Below are 16803 nucleotides of genomic sequence, written 5' to 3' on the forward strand. Positions count from 1 at the left end.
CGCCGGCCGGGTTGAAGGTGATGCGGCCGGAGTATGCTTGCCGCCATGTTGCGCACACCAATGCTGGTTGCGCTGTTTGTCTGTTGCATTGCAGCGGGCGCCAGCGCGCAGACATCCGCCCCCGCCGTCATACCTGCGCCCGCGTCCATGCCCGTTGCCGTTTCCCTGCCGCCGTCTGCGCCGGGTCAGCCGGCGCTTGGCGCCTTCCTGTGGCTGCCCGCCGATGCTCGCTCCGGCCCGGCCATCGTCATGGCGCACGGTTGTGGTGGCATCGGCAAGGGAGGCAAACCCTCGGCTCGCTTCAGCGACTGGGCGCTGCGTTTCCGTGATGCCGGCTTCCGGGTGCTGCTGGTGGACAGTTTCGGCGCGCGCGGCATCCAGGAGTTATGCACGGTGAAGTTCGCCGACCGCAAGCTGAAGCAGCGCCAACGCGTGTCCGACGTGCTGGGCGCGGCGGACTGGCTGCGCGCGCGGGGCGATGTCACCGGTGTCGTGCTGGCGGGCTGGTCGCATGGCGGCGGGACGGTGCTGGACACCTTGCAGGACAAGGGGGCCACCCGCTTCGACGCGATGCTGGCGTTCTATCCCGGCTGCACGCGATTTGCCGCGAAGGGTGGGCGCTTCCGCGCGCCGGTGCCGCTGGTGATCCACATCGGCGAGGCCGACGACTGGACCCCGGCCGCGCCCTGCGTGCAGTTGCGGGACGCCGCGCAGGCCAGGGGGCTGGACGTCACCGTCCACACTTACGCAGGCGCGTACCATGACTTTGATTCGGCGACCGGCAAGCTGCATCACCGCGCCGAAGTGCCGAACGGTGTGAATCCCGGTCAGGGCGTGATGGTGGGACCGAACCCGAAGGCCCGCGCGCTGGCGCGCGAGCGGGTGATGAACTGGCTGGAGGCTTACCGACCCGGCAAGCCCGGTGCCGGTGGCGAACCTGCCTCGCCGTCGGCAGGGCAGGACGGGCTGCCACTACCGCGATCCGCTTGATGCGGCGCGGTGTGTGGCGCTGTCCATGACTGCGGGTTCAGAAGGATTTCTTGATGATCGGCACCGGCTCGGTGCCGCCGTCCAGCCGCGTCGGCGAACCCTGGGGATCGCTGCGCAGCAATTGCTCGTAGTAGGCCTGGCGATCCATGCGGCGCTGCGCCGTGGCGTTCGGCGGCACCTGCAGTACCGGCGCCGTGTCGCTGGCGGGGGCCGAGCTGCCGCCGGGTGCGACGCCGGCGGGCAGGCTCATGGCGCGATCCATCGCCCGCTGCCAGGCGGCGTCGACTTCGGCCAGGGTCATGGCGCCGTCGCGGTTGGTGTCGATGTCGTCCCAGTAGCGGCCGATGTTCGGGAAGGCCTTGAGCGCCTGGTCGCGGCTCAGCGCGCCCTTGCCGGCCTTGTCCGCGCTCTTGAAGCGACGGCTGAACTCTTCATGGCTGATCTGCGGCGGTGCCTTGGCGGCGGGGGTGCTGGCCGTCTGTGCAGCGCAGGGACCGGCCAGCAGGATGCCGGCGGCGAAGCCGGCGAGCAGGATGTTTTGCTTCATGGAGAGTCTCCCGACAATGACGGCCGATTGTAGCCGGGCGCCGGGGCGGCGCTGCGGCGATGTGCTGCAGGGTGGGGGCAGCATGACCGCGCCGCCGGCAGGCCGGACGTCAGCGCGCCAGCCACAGCATGGCCAGTTCGCCGGCGGCGATGGCTGACACCGCCAGCATCAGCCACAACATGCGGCGGTTGCTGGCGCGCTGGCGGGCTTCGATCTGGTCCAGCCGCGTCAGCCACTGTTCGCGGGCACTGTCGCCCAGGGCGCGATGCAGCAGGCGCGGCAACTGCGGCAGGGTGGCGGCCCAGCCGGGGGCCTCCTCCTGGACGTGGCGCATCAGTGCGCGCCAGCCGACCTGCTCGTTCATCCAGCGTTCGAGGAAGGGTTTGGCGGTTTTCCAGAGGTCCAGTTCGGGGTCCAGTTCGCGGCCCAGGCCCTCGATGTTGAGCAGGGTCTTCTGCAACAGCACCAGTTGCGGCTGGACTTCCATCTCGAAGCGGCGCGCGGTCTGGAACAGCCGCAGCAGGGTCTTGCCGAAGGAGATGTCCTTCAGCGGTTTGTCGAAGATCGGCTCGCACACCGCGCGGATGGCGCTCTCGAACTCGTCGACGCGGGTGTGCGGCGGCACCCAGCCGGCATCCACGTGGGCCTGCGCGACACGCTTGTAGTCACGCTGGAAGAAGGCCAGGAAGTTCTGCGCCAGATAGGATTTGTCGCGGTCGTTCAGCGTCCCCATGATGCCGAAGTCCAGCGCGATGTACTGGCCACGGTTGGGGCCACCGGTGGCGACGAAGATGTTGCCCGGGTGCATGTCGGCGTGGAAGAAGCCGTCGCGGAACACCTGGGTGAAGAAGATCTCGACCCCGGCACGCGACAGCGCCGACAGGTCCACCCCCTGTTCGCGCAGGCGCGCAGTCTGCGAGATGGGTGTGCCATGCATGCGCTGCATGACCATGACATTCGAAGAGCAGTAGTCCCAATGCACCTCGGGGACGGTGAGCAGCGGCGAGTCCTTGAAGTTGCGCCGCAACTGGGAGCAGTTCGCGGCCTCGCGCATCAGGTCCAGCTCGTCACGCAGGTGCTTGGCGAATTCCGCGACGACCTCGCGCGGTTTCAGGCGCCGGCCCTCGGCCCAGAGCTTCTCGACCAGCACGGCGGCCACTTCCAGCAGGCCGAGGTCGTGCCCGATGATGCGGTCGATACCCGGCCGCAGCACCTTCACCGCCACTTCGGTGCCGTCCGGCAGCTCGGCGAAGTGCACCTGGGCGATCGATGCGGAGGCGACCGGCGTGCGCTCGAAGCGCGTGAACACCTGGTCCACCGGCATGCCGTACTCGGCCTCCAGCCGCGCCAGCGCCTGCTCGGTGGGGAAGGGCGGGACGCGGTCCTGCAGCTTCGCCAGCTCGTCGGCGAGGTCCGGCGCCAGCAGGTCGCGGCGGGTGGACAACATCTGCCCGAACTTCACGAAGATCGGGCCCAGCGACTCCAGCGCCTGGCGCACGCGTACCGCGCGCGGGTCGGCAAAGCGGCGGCTGGGGATCAGGCGACGCAGCCATTCGCCCACCGGTGTGGTGGAGGCCCGGTCGAGGATGATCTGGTCCAGACCGAAGCGCAGGGAAACCGAAGCGATCTTGGCAAGACGTAGCAGGCGCACGCGGCGGGCCTTTGTGGGGGAAAAACCCCGCAATCTTAGCCCGGATGCACGACGGCCGTTGTGGGACTGCGCGCCGTCCTGATCTGTGTCGTGCCGCCGCCAGTGCGGCGGTTTACCAGCTGGCGCGCAGCGAGTCGGCGTTGAAGTGCGGGTGTTGCGTCACGCTGCGTATGTCCACGAACTCGAAATGGCGGCTGGTGAAGCTGCGCAGCTGGGCCATCGTGTCGTTGCTCCAGCGCACGCTGGGCTCGCCCGGCACCTGGAAGTCATCGCCGATGTCGGCGACCAGCAGGCCGTACTGCTGCATGGCGCGGGCGACCACCTTCGCCTGCGGCGTCCATTCCGGCGGAATGGCGATGTCGCTGCGCAGGCGCAGGCGCGCACCGAAGGGAATGCCGCCCGGTGTCGGGCCGCCGTCATGGTGGCGGGCCGGCCACACATGGGCGTCGTCCAGCACGCTGTCGCGGAAGCTGACGCGCAGTGCATGGCGGATCTCGCCGAGCTCGGCCTCTTCCGCGCGCAACAGCAGGGGCAGCACCGGCAGGCCGCCGGCGTCGCCGGTGCTCCAGCCGTCCGGCCGCATGCCGTGGCTGTTGAGATCCCAGGCAGCGGTGGCGCGTGCATGCCACTGGTTGCCCACCTTCTCGCTGGCACTGGCTTCCCACAGCCTGCAGGCGCCGGATTCCAGCACCACCCTCCGCCGCTCGCCGCAGCCTTGCGGCCCGCAGGCACCCTTGCTGGCCACCGCCGCATCGGTCGGGAAAGGGAAGCGCTGCTGTTGCTGCGGTGCGCGGATGCATTGCTGCACGGCCAGCCCGCTGTCCGGCGTGAACACCGCGCAGTCGCTCTGCTCCATGGCGGGCTGTGGGTCGTCGGTGGCGGCGTAGGGCTGGCGGAAGGAAACGGTGGCCCAGTCCGGCGAGCTGCCGACGAGATGCCAGGGCACGCCGCGGTAAGCCTCCGAGTCCGGCCCGCTCTCGGTATTGGCCCAGGCGGTGCGCAGGTTGGTGTCGCCGATCATGCCGATCCAGTGATCGCTCATGGCGTGCGCGGGAAAACGCGCCGCGTCGTCGATGCGCTGGTTGAATACCGCGTCGCCGGGGAACATCTGGCAGCCCGCGAGGAGGGGGCCGTCCACCGCGTCGGTGGGCACGTCGCTACTGGCGATGCGGGCGCGCGCCGTCAGCGCGTCATTGCGCTGTACCGCTGCCGCTGTCGTCGCCGCGCTCGCCGCCTTGTCGCCACCCGCCGAGGGATCGCCCATCCCGCAGGCCGTCATCGTCGTCATCACTGCAGAACATGCTGCCCACCGCACTACACCTTGCCACGTCGATACCACTTGCTTGCCCCTTGCCAGACCGTTGCCCACTACATCGGCGCCAATGCCCGGTGCGACATGCCGGCGGCGGCGCGGCTCGTGTCAGCGGAGGGCAAAGCGGGACCAGCGTGGCCTGCAGCGGTACGAACGGCGGATGGCGGCCGCCGGTCCGCGCGAAACCCGAAAATAGAAGGGTGAACAGGTCTGGCGGAAGCGATATGTCTCGGTGGCGTACGCAGGGGTAGTACCCAAGTCCGTGCGGGCCTGACTCTTCACGCAAGCCGGACCTGCGAGCGATCGCCCGGGCCATCTGCTGTGAGTGCCGCTCTCGATGACCGCGAGCAATGCCCTGGCGTCGCGGGTGTCCGTCGGCGCTCCGCTCCGCGCGTGCCCCGGCAACTTGCCCCCGGCCCGTGGCGGTCCTGCAACGGTCCTCCTTCCAGGTCGCCGTTTGCTTTCCGGTGCCGCCGCGGGGCAGGGGTAGAATCTCGGTCCCCCGTCTGTCCGCCAGAGCCATGACCCGTCCCGTCAACGACACCCTGCTGCGTGCACTGCTGCGCCAGCCCACTGATTACACGCCGGTGTGGCTGATGCGTCAGGCCGGGCGTTACCTGCCGGAGTACCGCGAGACGCGCAAGCGTGCCGGCGACTTCATGAGCCTGTGCCGCGACGCCAGCCTGGCCTGCGAGGTGACGCTGCAGCCGCTGGCCCGCTTCCCGCTGGACGCGGCCATCCTGTTCTCCGACATCCTGACCGTGCCGGACGCGATGGGCCTGGGCCTGTACTTTGCCGAGGGCGAGGGCCCGCGCTTCGAGCGTCCGCTGCGTGACGAAGCCGCCATCCGCGCGCTGCAGGTGCCGGACATGGCGAAGCTGCGCTACGTCTTCGACGCGGTGGCCGAGATCCGCCGCGGCCTGAAGAACAGCGTGCCGCTGATCGGCTTCTCCGGCAGCCCCTTCACGCTGGCCTGCTACATGATCGAAGGCAGCGGCTCGGACGACTTCCGCAACGTCAAGGCGCTGGCCTACTCGCGGCCGGAACTGCTGCACCACATCCTGGCGGTGAATGCCGAGACGGTCGTGGAGTACCTCAACACCCAGATCGCCCACGGCGCGCAGGCCGTGATGATCTTCGACACCTGGGGCGGCATGCTCAACGGTGCCGCCTACCGCGAGTTCTCGCTGGCCTACATGCAGCGCATCGTCGATGGCCTGCAGCGCCGCGTCGATGGCGAGGACATCCCGGTGGTGCTGTTCACCAAGAATGGTGGCCACTGGCTGGAAGACATGGCGGCCACCGGCTGCGACGCGCTGGGCCTGGACTGGACTGTCGACATCGGCGTGGCCCGCGCCCGCGTCGGCCACGAGGTGGCCTTGCAGGGCAACCTGGACCCCGGCGTGCTGATGGGTTCGCCCGAGGCCGTGGCCCGTGAGTGCGAGCGCATCCTGGACGCCTACGGTCCTTTCCCCGGGCATGTGTTCAACCTGGGTCACGGCATCTGGCAACACACGCCGCACGACAATGTGCGGGTGCTGGTGGACACCGTTCACCGCCATAGCCGGGCCGTCCGCGCGGCGGCGAGATTGCCGGAAGCCTGATCTGGCCTGGCTTTGGCGGGACGCAAACGGGGAAAATCGATTCTGCCGGCCGTTTCCTTACCCATGGCTTACCGAAACCCCCGCCGGAAGGGCCTCTGCGGCCTATGCCGATGGGGTGATGCAGTGCACGCGGCGCGCGCCGGGCGCTTGACTTATGCACAACAATGGGCGCTGCGGCGCAGCATCCGCTGTCAGACATTGCTGACACGCGAGCTGAATTCAAGTTGTTGAAATAAAAGGGGTATTTGTGTAATGGATGGCTTAGCACGGTTTTTTGTGGCCGCGCAAGCCCCCCATAAGCCTCTTCGCGCGGGTGTCTATTCACATTTTTATCCACAGAATCTGTGCACAAACAGCCGCGGTAACGTTCCTGCAATGTGTTGCGCGAAAAACCCGTCAAAACACTTCATGAGTCGCGCATAACCTGATGATTGAAAAAGAAAAACATTCATCGTCAGGGGGCGCTCTGAAGCGCGTCGTGCGGGTGGCATTGCCCCTGCCGAAACCGCAACTGTTTGATTACACGGCAGAAGATGCGGATCTGGGGCCCGGCCATTGCGTTCGCGTCCCTTTCGGCCAGAGCGAAAAAACCGGGGTCGTGATTGCTGTAAACCCCGAGGATTCACACCCTTCGCCGCGGCTCAAGGCTGTCCTCGAAGTGCTCCGCGAAGCGCCGCCCCTGCCTTCGCAATGGCTGGCGCTCGCCGACTTCGCGGCACGCTATTACCAGCATCCGCTGGGCGAAGTCGTGAGCACCGCACTGCCGCCGGGCCTGCGTCGCGCGGTACGCCTGCCACGCGACGACGACCCGCTGCTGGCGGCAACGCCGGAGGGCCAGTCCGCCCTCACGGCGGCCAGGAAGCTGACCCGCGCCCTCGCTGCCGTGCTGGCGGTGCAAAGCGCGGGGCCGCAGCGACGCTCCGTCTTGCTCGACCGCCTGGACGGCGACGGCAGCGCGGCCATCCGCGACGCGCGCGCACGCGGCTGGCTGGTGCCCACGGTCGCCAGCTTCGATGCCACCGCCAGCGGCGCGCTGACCCTCAACGCGGAACAGGGGGCGGCGGTGGAGCGCATCGCCGCCACGCTGGGCCGCTTCGAAGCGCTCCTGCTGTTCGGCGTCACCGGCAGCGGCAAGACCGAGGTGTACCTGCAGGCCATCGCCCACGCACTGTCCGCCGGCAAGCAGGCCCTGCTGCTGGTGCCCGAAATCGGCCTCACGCCGCAACTGCTTGAACGGGTGGCCGAGCGTTTCCCGGCTGCGCGCTGGCTGGCCCTGCACAGCGGCGTGCCGGACGGCGAGCGCTCGCGCGGCTTCCTCGCCGCCCTGCGCGGCGAGGTGGACATCCTCATCGGCACGCGGCTGTCGGTGTTCGTGCCGTTGCCGCGCCTGGGCCTGATCGTCGTCGACGAGGAGCATGACGCCTCCTTCAAGCAGCAGGACGGCCTGCGCTATTCCGCGCGTGACCTCGCCGTGTGGCGCGCCCACAACGAAGGCCTGCCGATCGTGCTGGGCTCCGCCACGCCCTCGCTGGAAAGCTGGCAACGCGCACAGGCCGGCCGCTACACCCGGCTTGACCTGCCGCGCCCGGCGCTGGCGCCGCAGCCGCCCACCATGCGGCTCATCGACACCCGTCGCTGCAAGCTCGACAACGGCCTGTCCCCGCCCTTGGTGGAAGCCCTGCGCCAGCGCATCGAGCGCAACGAGCAGAGCCTGGTCTTCCTCAACCGCCGCGGCTACGCACCGGTGGTCACCTGCACCTCATGTGGCTGGGTCAGCGCCTGCGAGCACTGCTCGGCCAACATGGTCTTCCATGCTGCCGATGGCCGCTTGCGTTGCCATCACTGCGGTGCCGAAGAGCGCGTGCCGCGCGCCTGCCCGCAATGCGGCAACCAGGATATCCAGGCACACGGGCGTGGCACCCAGCGCCTGGAGGAGCGGCTCGGCGAGTTGCTGCCCGGCGCGCGCATCCTGCGCGTGGACCGCGATGCCATCCGTAGCCCGGCCGAGTGGGCGGCCACCCGCATGCAGATTGCGGAAGGTGACGTGGACATCCTCGTCGGCACGCAGATGCTCGCCAAGGGCCACGACTTTCCCCGCCTCACGCTGGTGGGCGTGGTGGGGGCGGACGCCGGTCTCTTCGCCGCCGACTACCGCGCGCCGGAGCGGCTGTTCCAGCAGTTGATGCAGGTTGCTGGCCGCAGCGGCCGGGCCGAGTTGCCGGGCGAAGTGCTGATCCAGACGGAGTTCGGCGAGCATCCGCTCTACCAGCACCTGATGCGCCGCGACTACACCGGCTTCGCTGCGCGCGAGCTCGGCGAGCGCAAGCAGGCCAGCTTCCCGCCCTGGACCTACCACGCCACATTGCGCGCCGAGGCCCCGCAGCTGAATGACGCGCTGGAGTTCCTGTCGCGGGCGCGCACCGCCGCCGAAAGCCTGCAGGCGAGTGTTCACCTGTTCGACCCGGTGCCGATGCGCCTGGTGCGGCGCGCCCGCCTGGAGCGCGCCCAGTTCGTCATCGAGTCCGACCAGCGCGGTGTGCTGCAGGCCTTCCTCACCGCATGGACGCCGCTGCTCTACGCGCTGAAGATGCCACGGGAATTACGCTGGCATCTGGACGTGGACCCCGCCGAACTCTAGCGCCGCACCTGTTCCGGCCAGTGGATCGTCTGCGCCGCTCATGCATCCCGCATGCCCATGTCGGCCACTCCACGGCCCCGTCCGCGCCACGTACGATGGCGGGGCCGCACAAGACGGCATCACAGGGAGAAACAACAATGTTTGAACGATCAGTCATGCAGGGGCTGCGTGCTTGTACGCGCGCTGCATTGTGCGCAATCCTGAGCTGCGTCACGCCAGCGGCTATTGCTGCCGACCCGTCGCCACAGCAGGCCGAGGTGCAGGCGGCGATAGAGGCGGCGCGCAATGCGGCACAGGACGGACCGCGCGACGTGCCGCTCGGCCAGCAGGCCGTACTGAAACTGCCGGAGGGCTTTGCCTACATCCCGGTCGCGGAGGCGCGCCGTTTCATGACCGCAATGGGTAACCCCACCGGCGACGATTTTCTCGGGCTGGTCGTGGGCGAGGGATTGAACGGTTTCGTCTCCGTCCGTTTCGAAGCTTCGGGCTACGTGAAGGACGACGACGCCCGGAGCTGGGACGCCGCCGAACTCCTGAAGAACCTGCAGGAGGGAACGGAGGCCGGCAACGAGGAGCGTCGCCGCCGCGGCATCCCGGAATTCGTCGTCAGCGGCTGGGTGGAAAAGCCTGCCTACGACGCCGCCACGCACCGTCTGGTGTGGTCGGCCTCGCTGCGCAACAAGCAACAGCAGCCGGGCGAGGACCAGGGCGTCAACTACAACACCTACGTGCTGGGGCGCGAAGGCTACCTGTCGCTGAACCTGGTGACCGACATGGGCGCCGTGGAAGCCGAGAAGCCACTCGCCAGGGACCTGCTGGCGGCGGTCAGCTTCAACGACGGCAAGCGCTATGCCGACTTCAACGCCAGTACCGACAAGGTGGCCGAGTACGGACTGGCCGCGCTGGTCGGCGGCATCGCCGCCAAGAAGCTGGGCCTGCTGGCGGCCATCGGCGTGGCGCTGGCAAAGTTCTGGAAGCTGATCGCCATCGCTGCCATCGCGCTGGGTGCAGGCGCGCGCAAGTATCTTGGAAGGAAGAACGCGCAGGCGGATAACCAGGCGCAGACGGACAGCCAGGCGTGAAGCTGCTGTTGCTGCTGCTCTCCGGCGCAAAGCTCGGCAAGCTCCTCACCACCGGCGGCACGATGTTGCTGTCGGTGGCGGCCTACGCCCTGGTCTATGGCTGGCGGTATGCGCTGGGTTTCGTCGCGCTGCTGTTCTGCCACGAGATGGGGCATTACGTCGCGGCGCGGCAGCGGGGGATGAATGTCGGCGCGCCGACTTTCATCCCCTTCGTCGGGGCATGGATCGAGCTGAAGGAAATGCCGCACGACGCCGAGACCGAGGCCTATGTCGGCATGGCGGGGCCCCTGGCCGGCACGCTCGCCGCGGTGGCCTGCTACTTCTGGGCGCGCTGGCAGGACAGCGAACTGCTGCTGGCCATCAGCTATGCCGGGTTCTTCCTGAACCTGTTCAACCTGATTCCGCTGCACCCCTTCGATGGTGGGCGCATCACGGCCGTCATCTTGCAGCGCGTGTGGCTGATCGGCGTGCCGGTGCTGGTCGGCCTGTTCGTGTGGCGGCCCAGCCCCATCCTCATCCTGATGGCATTGCTGGCAGCGCCGCATGTCTGGCAGTCGGTCACCGGGCGTATCAATCCTGGCAGCTACTACCAGGTTGCCGGCGCCAGGCGGCTGGAATACGCGGTGCTGTACCTAGGCCTGCTCGCCTACCTGGCGATGATGAGCTTCCAGGTGCACGAAATGCTGCCGAGGCGCGAGCTCTTCGAGTGAGCGCCGACATGGCCATGCCGCACCGGCTGGCGTGCCCATGTCACTTCACACGCGATACCGCGCCATCTCCTTCTTCATGCTGTCGGTCAGCAGGTCGAGGCGGTGAGCGGCGTCTGCCGTGCTGGACGCGGCGGCGTTGTTTTCCTCCGAGATCTGCGCGATGCGCTCGACCTGCTGCGAGATGGCATTGCTGGCCTGGGCCTGCTCGCTGATCGCCTGGGCGATCTCGGAGACCATGTGCAGTGCCTCGTTGGTGCGGTCGCGGATGCGTGTGATGGTCTCGCCCGCGACCTGCGCGCCTTCGGCGCTCTCGCGCACACGCTCGGCGACGCCACCCATGTGGTCGACCACGGTCAGCGCGCCGTTCTGCACGCCGCCGATCATGCCCTCGATTTCCAGCGTGGCCTTGGTGGTGCGCTCGGCCAGCTTGCGGACCTCGTCGGCCACCACCGCGAAGCCACGGCCCAGCTCGCCGGCGCGAGCGGCCTCGATGGCGGCATTCAGCGCCAGCAGGTTGGTCTGGTCGGCAATCTCCTTGATGACCCGCACCACGCCACCGATGGCGTCGGCCTGTTGACGCAAGTCCTCGACGCCACTGGCAGCACTGCGTACCGTCTCCACCGCGGCGTTGATGCGGGCCACGGTGTCGAGGATGACGCGTTCGCCGTCGCTGGCCATCTGGCCGGCATCGCGTGACATGCTGCTGGCATCCTGCGCGCGGTCGCCCACGTGATTGATGCTGACGGTGAGTTCCTCGATGGTCGCCGCGATGGACGAGGCGGACTCGGCGGCCAGGGCTGCGCTCCTCGACACTTCGTCGGCGGTGTGGCTCATGCTGCGGCTGGAGTCCACCACGCCATCGACGGTGTTGCCGATGCCGCGGAAGCTCTTCTGCAGCGTGCCGAGCAGGCCGTCGAGGGCGCGTGCCGTGTCGGCGATCTCGTCCTGCTGCTGGCTGTTCACGCGCAGGGTGAAATCCAGCTGCGTCGAGGCGTTGGCGGTGGCGTCGCGAGCGGCTGCCAGCGGGCGGGTCACCGAGCGCTGCAGCCAGACTCCCAGGCCCAGCACCAGCGCGCTGGCGATGACGATCAGCGTGATCATCGTCGTGCGGGTGCGTGAGTACGCGGCCTCCGCGGCTTCGCGCGCGGCAGCGGCGCTTTCCTGGCTGCGCTGGACGATGCCGTCGATGGTGTCGTTGACCAGCCTGGCCGTGGCGACGGCGCGCGGGTCGGACACCGGCGGCGGGTTGTTCGGGTCGAGTGCCCGCGATACGTCGAGGATGGGCTTCACCACCTCCATGTATTCCGCGGTGGCCTTGCTCAGTACCTCGGCCTGCTTCAGGTCGTCGGCCGCCAGCGGCAGCTTGCCGTAGGTGGCCAGCAGTGCCTGGATGCGCGCCACGCGATCCTGCATGGCTTTCTCGGCGGTCAGCTTGGGGGCGACGTCCTTGGCGGCGATGTGGCGCAGCACCTCCATGCGGATGCTGACCATCTGGGTATTGAGGTCGCGTGCGATGTCCACCGCCTGCAGCGTCACGTCGCTGATCTGGCGGAGGTTGTCCTGCGTGGCGGCCAGGCGGTTTACCGCCATGGTGCCCAGCATGACGAGGGCGACGACGGACACGGCAATCATGCCGGCGATGCGCCGGCCTACGGTCAAACGGATCATTTGTGGGCTCCCGCGCGCCTCGGTGGGCGCTGCAAGACGGGAATAGCGACCGTTCGTGATGATTCCTGAAGCGTCTATTCCGAGTATTTATGCTCAGACGGCCGGGCGCGCCGGCGCCGCCCGCGCCGGAACAAGGCGGCTCAGCCCAGGAACAGGCGGTAGGCGGGGTTGGCCGTCTCGTCGACGTATTCGTAGCCGAGCCGGTCGAGGAAGGCCTGGAAGCGCGCCTGGTCGGCGGCCGGCACCTGCATGCCCACCAGCACGCGGCCGAAGTCGGCGCCGTGGTTGCGGTAGTGGAACAGGCTGATGTTCCATTCACCGTGGAGTGTGTCGAGGAAGCGCATCAGGGCGCCCGGCCGCTCGGGGAAGATGAAGCGCAGCACGCGTTCGTCCTGCGCCAGCGGCGAATGGCCGCCCACCATGTAGCGCACATGGCTCTTGGCCAGTTCGTCGTCGGTGAGGTCCAGCGCGGCGCAGCCCTGGGTGTTGAGCCGGCTGAGCAGATCGCAGGACTCCGCGCGGTTGCGTACCGAGACGCCGACGAAGACGTGGGCGGCGCTGTGGTCGGCGAAGCGGTAGTTGAACTCGGTGATGTTGCGCGCACCCAGCTGTGCGCAGAACTGGCGGAAGCTGCCGGGCTGCTCGGGAATCGTCACCGCCAGCACGGCTTCGCGCTGCTCGCCCAGCTCGGCGCGTTCCGCCACGAAGCGCAGGCGGTCGAAATTCATGTTGGCGCCGGAGGCCACGGCAACCAGCGTCTTGCCCTGCGCGCCTTCGCGCGCGGCCCAGGCCTTGGCGCCGGCGACTGCCAGTGCACCGGCCGGTTCCAGGATGGAGCGGGTGTCCTCGAATACGTCCTTGATCGCGGCGCAGATGGCGTCGTTGTCGACGCGGATCACTTCATCCACGTACTGCGCGCAGAGGCGGAAGGTCTCGTCGCCGACGCGCTTCACCGCGGCGCCATCGGCAAACAGGCCCACGTGCTCCAGCGTCACCACGCGACCGGCCGCCAGCGACTGCGCCATGCCGTCGGCATCGTCGGCCTCGACGCCGATGATGCGGGTGTCCGGCTTGAGGCGCTTGATGTAGGCGGCGACGCCGGCGATCAGGCCGCCACCGCCGATACAGCAGAACACCGCGTCGATGGGGCGGGGGTGCTGGCGCAGGATCTCCATTCCCACCGTGCCCTGTCCGGCAATGACATCCGGGTCGTCAAAGGGGTGCACGAAGCTGAAGCCTTCGCGTGCTTCCAGTTCGCGGGCGTGTGCGTAGGCTTCGTCGAAGGACTCGCCGTGCAGCACCACCTCGCCGCCGCGACCGCGCACGGCGTCGATCTTGATGGCCGGCGTGGTCACCGGCATCACGATGACGGCCCGGCAGCCGAACTTCTGTGCCGCCAGTGCGACGCCCTGCGCGTGATTGCCGGCGGATGCGCAGATGACGCCACGCGACCGCGCCTGCGGCGACAGCTGCGCCAGCTTGTTGTACGCGCCGCGCAGCTTGAACGAGAAGACGGGTTGCAGATCCTCGCGCTTGAGCAGCACGCGGTTGCCGGTGCGCCGGGACAGGCCCGGCGCTTCGTCCAGCGGTGACTCGATGGCGATGTCGTAGACCTGTGCGTTGAGGATGCGCTCCAGGTAATCGTTGTTGCTGGCGACGTCGCTCAAGGCAGCTCCGCAGTTTTCACTTCACGCACGCCGATGACGTAATAGCGCGTCTCGGCAAAACAGTTGGTGGGCACGCCGACGTGCTCCTCGTAGCTCAGCGAGACGCGCTTGCCGATCAGTGCATTGATCTGCGCGGCCACTTCGTCGTCACGCACCGAGAAGGCGAAGATCTCCGCCGGTTGGCCGGGCAGGTTCACCAGCGCGAGGTCGCCCTCCCAGGTCTTGCAGATCCAGCCCTTGCGGGAAATCTTCTGGATGTAGCCCGCGCGCTCGCCGTCCGAGTAGTTGTAGCTGAGGGTGATCCAGGTGTAGAGCAGCGCCAGTCCGAAGAGGACGACCAGCAGGAGGAGGAAGATCCTGAGCGCCTTGCCGGCTTGCCCGGCACGATGGAAGTGCGTGGTGTGCAGCATGGAGGCCCCTGTATTTTTGTACTGCGCGCGTGTCGCGTGCCCGATCTTAACCGCCTTTGGCGGCCCGCTTTCCATCTTTATTGCGCTGCGTCACCGGGCAGCGCGCGGCGGTATTGCAGGGCTTCGGCGACATGGACGCTGGCGACGTCTTCGGCCCCGGCGAGGTCCGCCACGGTGCGGGCCACCTTCAGTACACGGTGATAGGCGCGCGCCGACAGGCCCAGCCGTTCGATGGCCTTGCGCAACAGCGCCAGCCCGGCATCGTCCGGTGTGCAATGCGTGTCGATCTCGCCGGCGCCCAGTGCCGCATTCGGCTTGCCCTGGCGGGCGAGCTGGCGGTCGCGGGCGCGCTGCACGCGCTCGCGCACGACAGCCGTGGTCTCGCCGGGCGGCAGGCTCTGCAGGTCGTCGGCACTGAGGTTGCCGACTTCGATGGACAGGTCGATGCGGTCCAGCAGCGGGCCGGAGATCTTGCCGCGATAGCGCGCCACCTGGTCCGGCGTGCAGCGGCACTGGCGTTGCTTCGAGCCCTGGTAACCGCAGGGGCAGGGGTTCATCGCCGCGACCAGCTGGAAGCGTGCCGGGAAGTCCGCGCGCTGGGCTGCGCGCGAGATGGTGATGTGGCCGGTTTCCAGCGGTTCGCGCAGGGCCTCCAGCACGCGGCGGTCGAACTCCGGCAGCTCGTCGAGGAACAGCACGCCGTTGTGGGCCAGCGATATTTCGCCGGGGCGCGGCGATGCGCCACCTCCGACGAGCGCCGCGGCAGACGCGGAGTGATGCGGGGCGCGGAACGGCCGTTGGCCGAAGCAGGCCGGATCGAAGCGCCCCTCCAGCGATTGCACGGCGGCGCTTTCCAGTGCCTCGGCCTGTGGCAAGGCCGGCAGCAGCCCCGGCAGGCGGCTTGCCAGCATGGACTTGCCGACCCCGGGCGAGCCGTAGAGCAGCGCGGAGTGTTCGCCGGCGGCGGCCACTTCCAGCATGCGGCGCGCCGGCCCTTGCCCGCGTACGTCGGCGAGGTCGGGGTAGTGCGGCGTCGCCGGCAGGGCCGCGTGGTCGACCAGCGGCAGTTCGCCATGCCCGTTGAAGTGCGCCACGACTGCCAGCAGGCTGTCGGCGGCCAGGATGCGCAGCCCCGGCACCAGCGCGGCTTCGGCCGCGTTGTCGCGTGGCAGGATAAGCGTGCGCCCGGTACTCGCGGCACGCCAGGCCATGGCGAGTGCGCCGCGTACCGGCCGCAGTTCGCCGGAAAGCGACAGTTCGCCGACCACCTCGTACCCGGCCAGCGTGGTGGCCTTCATCTGGTCGGATGCGGCCAGGATGCCCAGCGCGATGGCCAGGTCGAAGCGGCCGCTTTCCTTGGGCAGATCGGCAGGGGCGAGGTTGGCCGTGATGCGGCGCTGGGGGAATTCGAACTGGCAGGTCTGCAGCGCCGCGCGTACGCGGTCGCGGGCCTCTTTCACCTCGGTGTCTGGCAGGCCTACCAGCGAGAAGCTGGGCAGGCCGTTGGCGAGATGCACTTCGACGACGACTTCCGGTGCATCCAGGCCGGCGAGGGCGCGGCTTTTGACGAGGGCGAGCGACATGGCAGCGAGTCTAGCTCAGCGGTCCGCGCCGTCAGGAGCGCTTGCCCTCAGGTCGTGCAGCGGGTCTATAGCAATCCATCCAGTCGCAATCCATCCAGTCCGAGCAAGGCGGCGATGCCCAGCAGCGCGAACACCACGGCCGCCACCTTGTGCACCACGCCGATGGGTACGCGCTTCATCAGTGCGTCGCCGGCGAAAACCGCCGGCGCGTTGGCCACCATCATGCCCAGCGTCGTGCCGGCGACGACGGCCACAAAGGCCTGGTACTGCGCGGCCAGCGCCACCGTGGCGACCTGTGTCTTGTCACCCATCTCGGCCATGAAGAAGGCGGCGGTCGTGGTCAGGAACACGCCGAGGCGGCGCGGCGTGGCGCTGTCCTCGTCGTCGAGCTTGTCGGGAATCAGGATCCATACCGCCATGGCGAGGAAGGACAGGCCGAGGATCCAGCGCAGGACATCCGGCCCCAGCACCGTGGTGACCCAGGCGCCGACGGCGGCGGCGAAAGCGTGGTTGGCGAGGGTGGCCGCGAGAATGCCCAGGCAGATGGTCCAGGGCTTGCGGAAACGGGCGGCGAGAACGAGGGACAGAAGCTGGGTCTTGTCGCCCATTTCTGCCAGGGCGACGACCCCGGTCGATATCAGGAAGGCTTCCAAAATGACTCCATGAACCGGCGTGAACGCACCAATGACCGCAGCGCGCGCCGGTTCATCGACGTGCCGCGGTCAAAGGTCTCGCCAATCCAGTGAAGTCGCCTGTGCCATGTCCCGGCGGACAAGTCTGTTGACACAGGCCCCGTGCAGTTCCGGCGAACGACGGGCGGCTACTCCCCAATGACGGCGGCGATTTTAGCGTTTTGCGCCAAAACGCGCCACGGGCATTTATCGAACGGAGGTTGTCCGATAAAATTACTCGGGTATTGCCGGCAGGAGCGTTCCGCGGCC

The 16803-nt window shown here is 68.3% G+C and carries 13 protein-coding genes and 1 riboswitch; of the genes, 5 read left to right on the forward strand and 8 right to left on the reverse strand.

Translation table 11 applies throughout. From position 1 onward, the window contains the following. Positions 1-147 precede the first annotated feature (147 nt). The gene (locus VVD47_RS14280; RefSeq protein WP_327604154.1) at positions 148-990 is read left to right on the forward strand and encodes a dienelactone hydrolase family protein; all 843 of its coding nucleotides are present in this window, start codon (positions 148-150) and stop codon (positions 988-990) included. A 37-nt stretch (positions 991-1027) separates the two neighbouring features. Here VVD47_RS14280 and VVD47_RS14285 read toward each other — a convergent pair whose 3' ends face one another. The 3 genes from VVD47_RS14285 to VVD47_RS14295 all read right to left on the reverse strand — a co-directional run bounded on the left by VVD47_RS14285 (position 1028) and on the right by VVD47_RS14295 (position 4476). Beyond that, positions 1028-1537 carry a hypothetical protein gene (locus VVD47_RS14285; RefSeq protein ID WP_327604155.1) on the reverse strand — a complete coding sequence of 170 codons (510 nt, stop codon included), beginning with the start codon at positions 1535-1537 and terminating at the stop codon, positions 1028-1030. 109 nt (positions 1538-1646) lie between these two features. Beyond that, the gene (gene ubiB, locus VVD47_RS14290) at positions 1647-3188 is read right to left on the reverse strand and encodes a ubiquinone biosynthesis regulatory protein kinase UbiB (RefSeq protein WP_327604156.1); all 1542 of its coding nucleotides are present in this window, start codon (positions 3186-3188) and stop codon (positions 1647-1649) included. Between the two features lie 112 nt (positions 3189-3300). Next, positions 3301-4476 carry a hypothetical protein gene (locus VVD47_RS14295; RefSeq protein WP_327604157.1) on the reverse strand — a complete coding sequence of 392 codons (1176 nt, stop codon included), beginning with the start codon at positions 4474-4476 and terminating at the stop codon, positions 3301-3303. A 545-nt stretch (positions 4477-5021) separates the two neighbouring features. Between VVD47_RS14295 and hemE the strand changes: the two genes are divergently transcribed. The 4 genes from hemE to VVD47_RS14315 all read left to right on the forward strand — a co-directional run bounded on the left by hemE (position 5022) and on the right by VVD47_RS14315 (position 10534). Beyond that, on the forward strand, positions 5022-6104 hold the full coding sequence (hemE, locus tag VVD47_RS14300) for a uroporphyrinogen decarboxylase (protein WP_327604158.1): 1083 nt from the start codon (positions 5022-5024) through the stop codon (positions 6102-6104). 427 nt (positions 6105-6531) lie between these two features. After that, positions 6532-8742 carry a primosomal protein N' gene (locus tag VVD47_RS14305; protein WP_327604159.1) on the forward strand — a complete coding sequence of 737 codons (2211 nt, stop codon included), beginning with the start codon at positions 6532-6534 and terminating at the stop codon, positions 8740-8742. 137 nt (positions 8743-8879) lie between these two features. Further along, positions 8880-9824, forward strand: a complete 945-nt coding sequence (locus tag VVD47_RS14310) for a DUF2167 domain-containing protein (RefSeq protein WP_327604160.1) — start codon at positions 8880-8882, stop codon at positions 9822-9824. Beyond that, on the forward strand, positions 9821-10534 hold the full coding sequence (locus VVD47_RS14315; protein WP_327604161.1) for a site-2 protease family protein: 714 nt from the start codon (positions 9821-9823) through the stop codon (positions 10532-10534). The genes VVD47_RS14310 and VVD47_RS14315 overlap by 4 nt, the downstream gene beginning before the upstream one ends. Positions 10535-10579: 45 nt before the next feature. On the opposite strand, the gene VVD47_RS14320 is transcribed toward VVD47_RS14315, so the two are convergent. The 5 genes from VVD47_RS14320 to VVD47_RS14340 all read right to left on the reverse strand — a co-directional run bounded on the left by VVD47_RS14320 (position 10580) and on the right by VVD47_RS14340 (position 16515). Continuing rightward, positions 10580-12202, reverse strand: a complete 1623-nt coding sequence (locus VVD47_RS14320) for a methyl-accepting chemotaxis protein (RefSeq protein WP_327604162.1) — start codon at positions 12200-12202, stop codon at positions 10580-10582. A gap of 140 nt (positions 12203-12342) precedes the next feature. Next, positions 12343-13869, reverse strand: a complete 1527-nt coding sequence (ilvA, locus tag VVD47_RS14325; protein ID WP_327604163.1) for a threonine ammonia-lyase, biosynthetic — start codon at positions 13867-13869, stop codon at positions 12343-12345. Then, entirely contained in the window at positions 13866-14279 is a 414-nt protein-coding gene (locus VVD47_RS14330; RefSeq protein WP_327604164.1) for a hypothetical protein, read from the reverse strand. The genes ilvA and VVD47_RS14330 overlap by 4 nt, the downstream gene beginning before the upstream one ends. 77 nt (positions 14280-14356) lie before the next feature. After that, on the reverse strand, positions 14357-15862 hold the full coding sequence (locus tag VVD47_RS14335) for a YifB family Mg chelatase-like AAA ATPase (RefSeq protein ID WP_327604165.1): 1506 nt from the start codon (positions 15860-15862) through the stop codon (positions 14357-14359). Positions 15863-15927: 65 nt separating this feature from the next. After that, positions 15928-16515 (reverse strand): TMEM165/GDT1 family protein, encoded by a 588-nt coding sequence (locus tag VVD47_RS14340; RefSeq protein WP_327604166.1) that lies wholly within the window; start codon positions 16513-16515, stop codon positions 15928-15930. 3 nt (positions 16516-16518) lie between these two features. Then, positions 16519-16703, reverse strand: a riboswitch (yybP-ykoY riboswitch). Between the last annotated feature and the right edge of the window lie 100 nt (positions 16704-16803).

This window comes from Uliginosibacterium sp. H1, assembly GCF_036017065.1.
GTDB lineage: Bacteria > Pseudomonadota > Gammaproteobacteria > Burkholderiales > Rhodocyclaceae > Uliginosibacterium.

Bases quoted from the DNA above. Each gene is read 5' to 3' on its own strand.
- VVD47_RS14280 (WP_327604154.1), top strand. From the start codon at position 148: ATGCCCGTTGCCGTTTCCCTGCCGCCGTCTGCGCCGGGTCAGCCGGCG.
- VVD47_RS14285 (WP_327604155.1), bottom strand. From the start codon at position 1,537: ATGAAGCAAAACATCCTGCTCGCCGGCTTCGCCGCCGGCATCCTGCTG.
- VVD47_RS14295 (WP_327604157.1), bottom strand. From the start codon at position 4,476: ATGACGACGATGACGGCCTGCGGGATGGGCGATCCCTCGGCGGGTGGC.
- hemE (WP_327604158.1), top strand. From the start codon at position 5,022: ATGACCCGTCCCGTCAACGACACCCTGCTGCGTGCACTGCTGCGCCAG.
- VVD47_RS14305 (WP_327604159.1), top strand. From the start codon at position 6,532: ATGATTGAAAAAGAAAAACATTCATCGTCAGGGGGCGCTCTGAAGCGC.
- VVD47_RS14310 (WP_327604160.1), top strand. From the start codon at position 8,880: ATGTTTGAACGATCAGTCATGCAGGGGCTGCGTGCTTGTACGCGCGCT.
- VVD47_RS14320 (WP_327604162.1), bottom strand. From the start codon at position 12,202: ATGATCCGTTTGACCGTAGGCCGGCGCATCGCCGGCATGATTGCCGTG.
- VVD47_RS14330 (WP_327604164.1), bottom strand. From the start codon at position 14,279: ATGCTGCACACCACGCACTTCCATCGTGCCGGGCAAGCCGGCAAGGCG.
- VVD47_RS14335 (WP_327604165.1), bottom strand. From the start codon at position 15,862: ATGTCGCTCGCCCTCGTCAAAAGCCGCGCCCTCGCCGGCCTGGATGCA.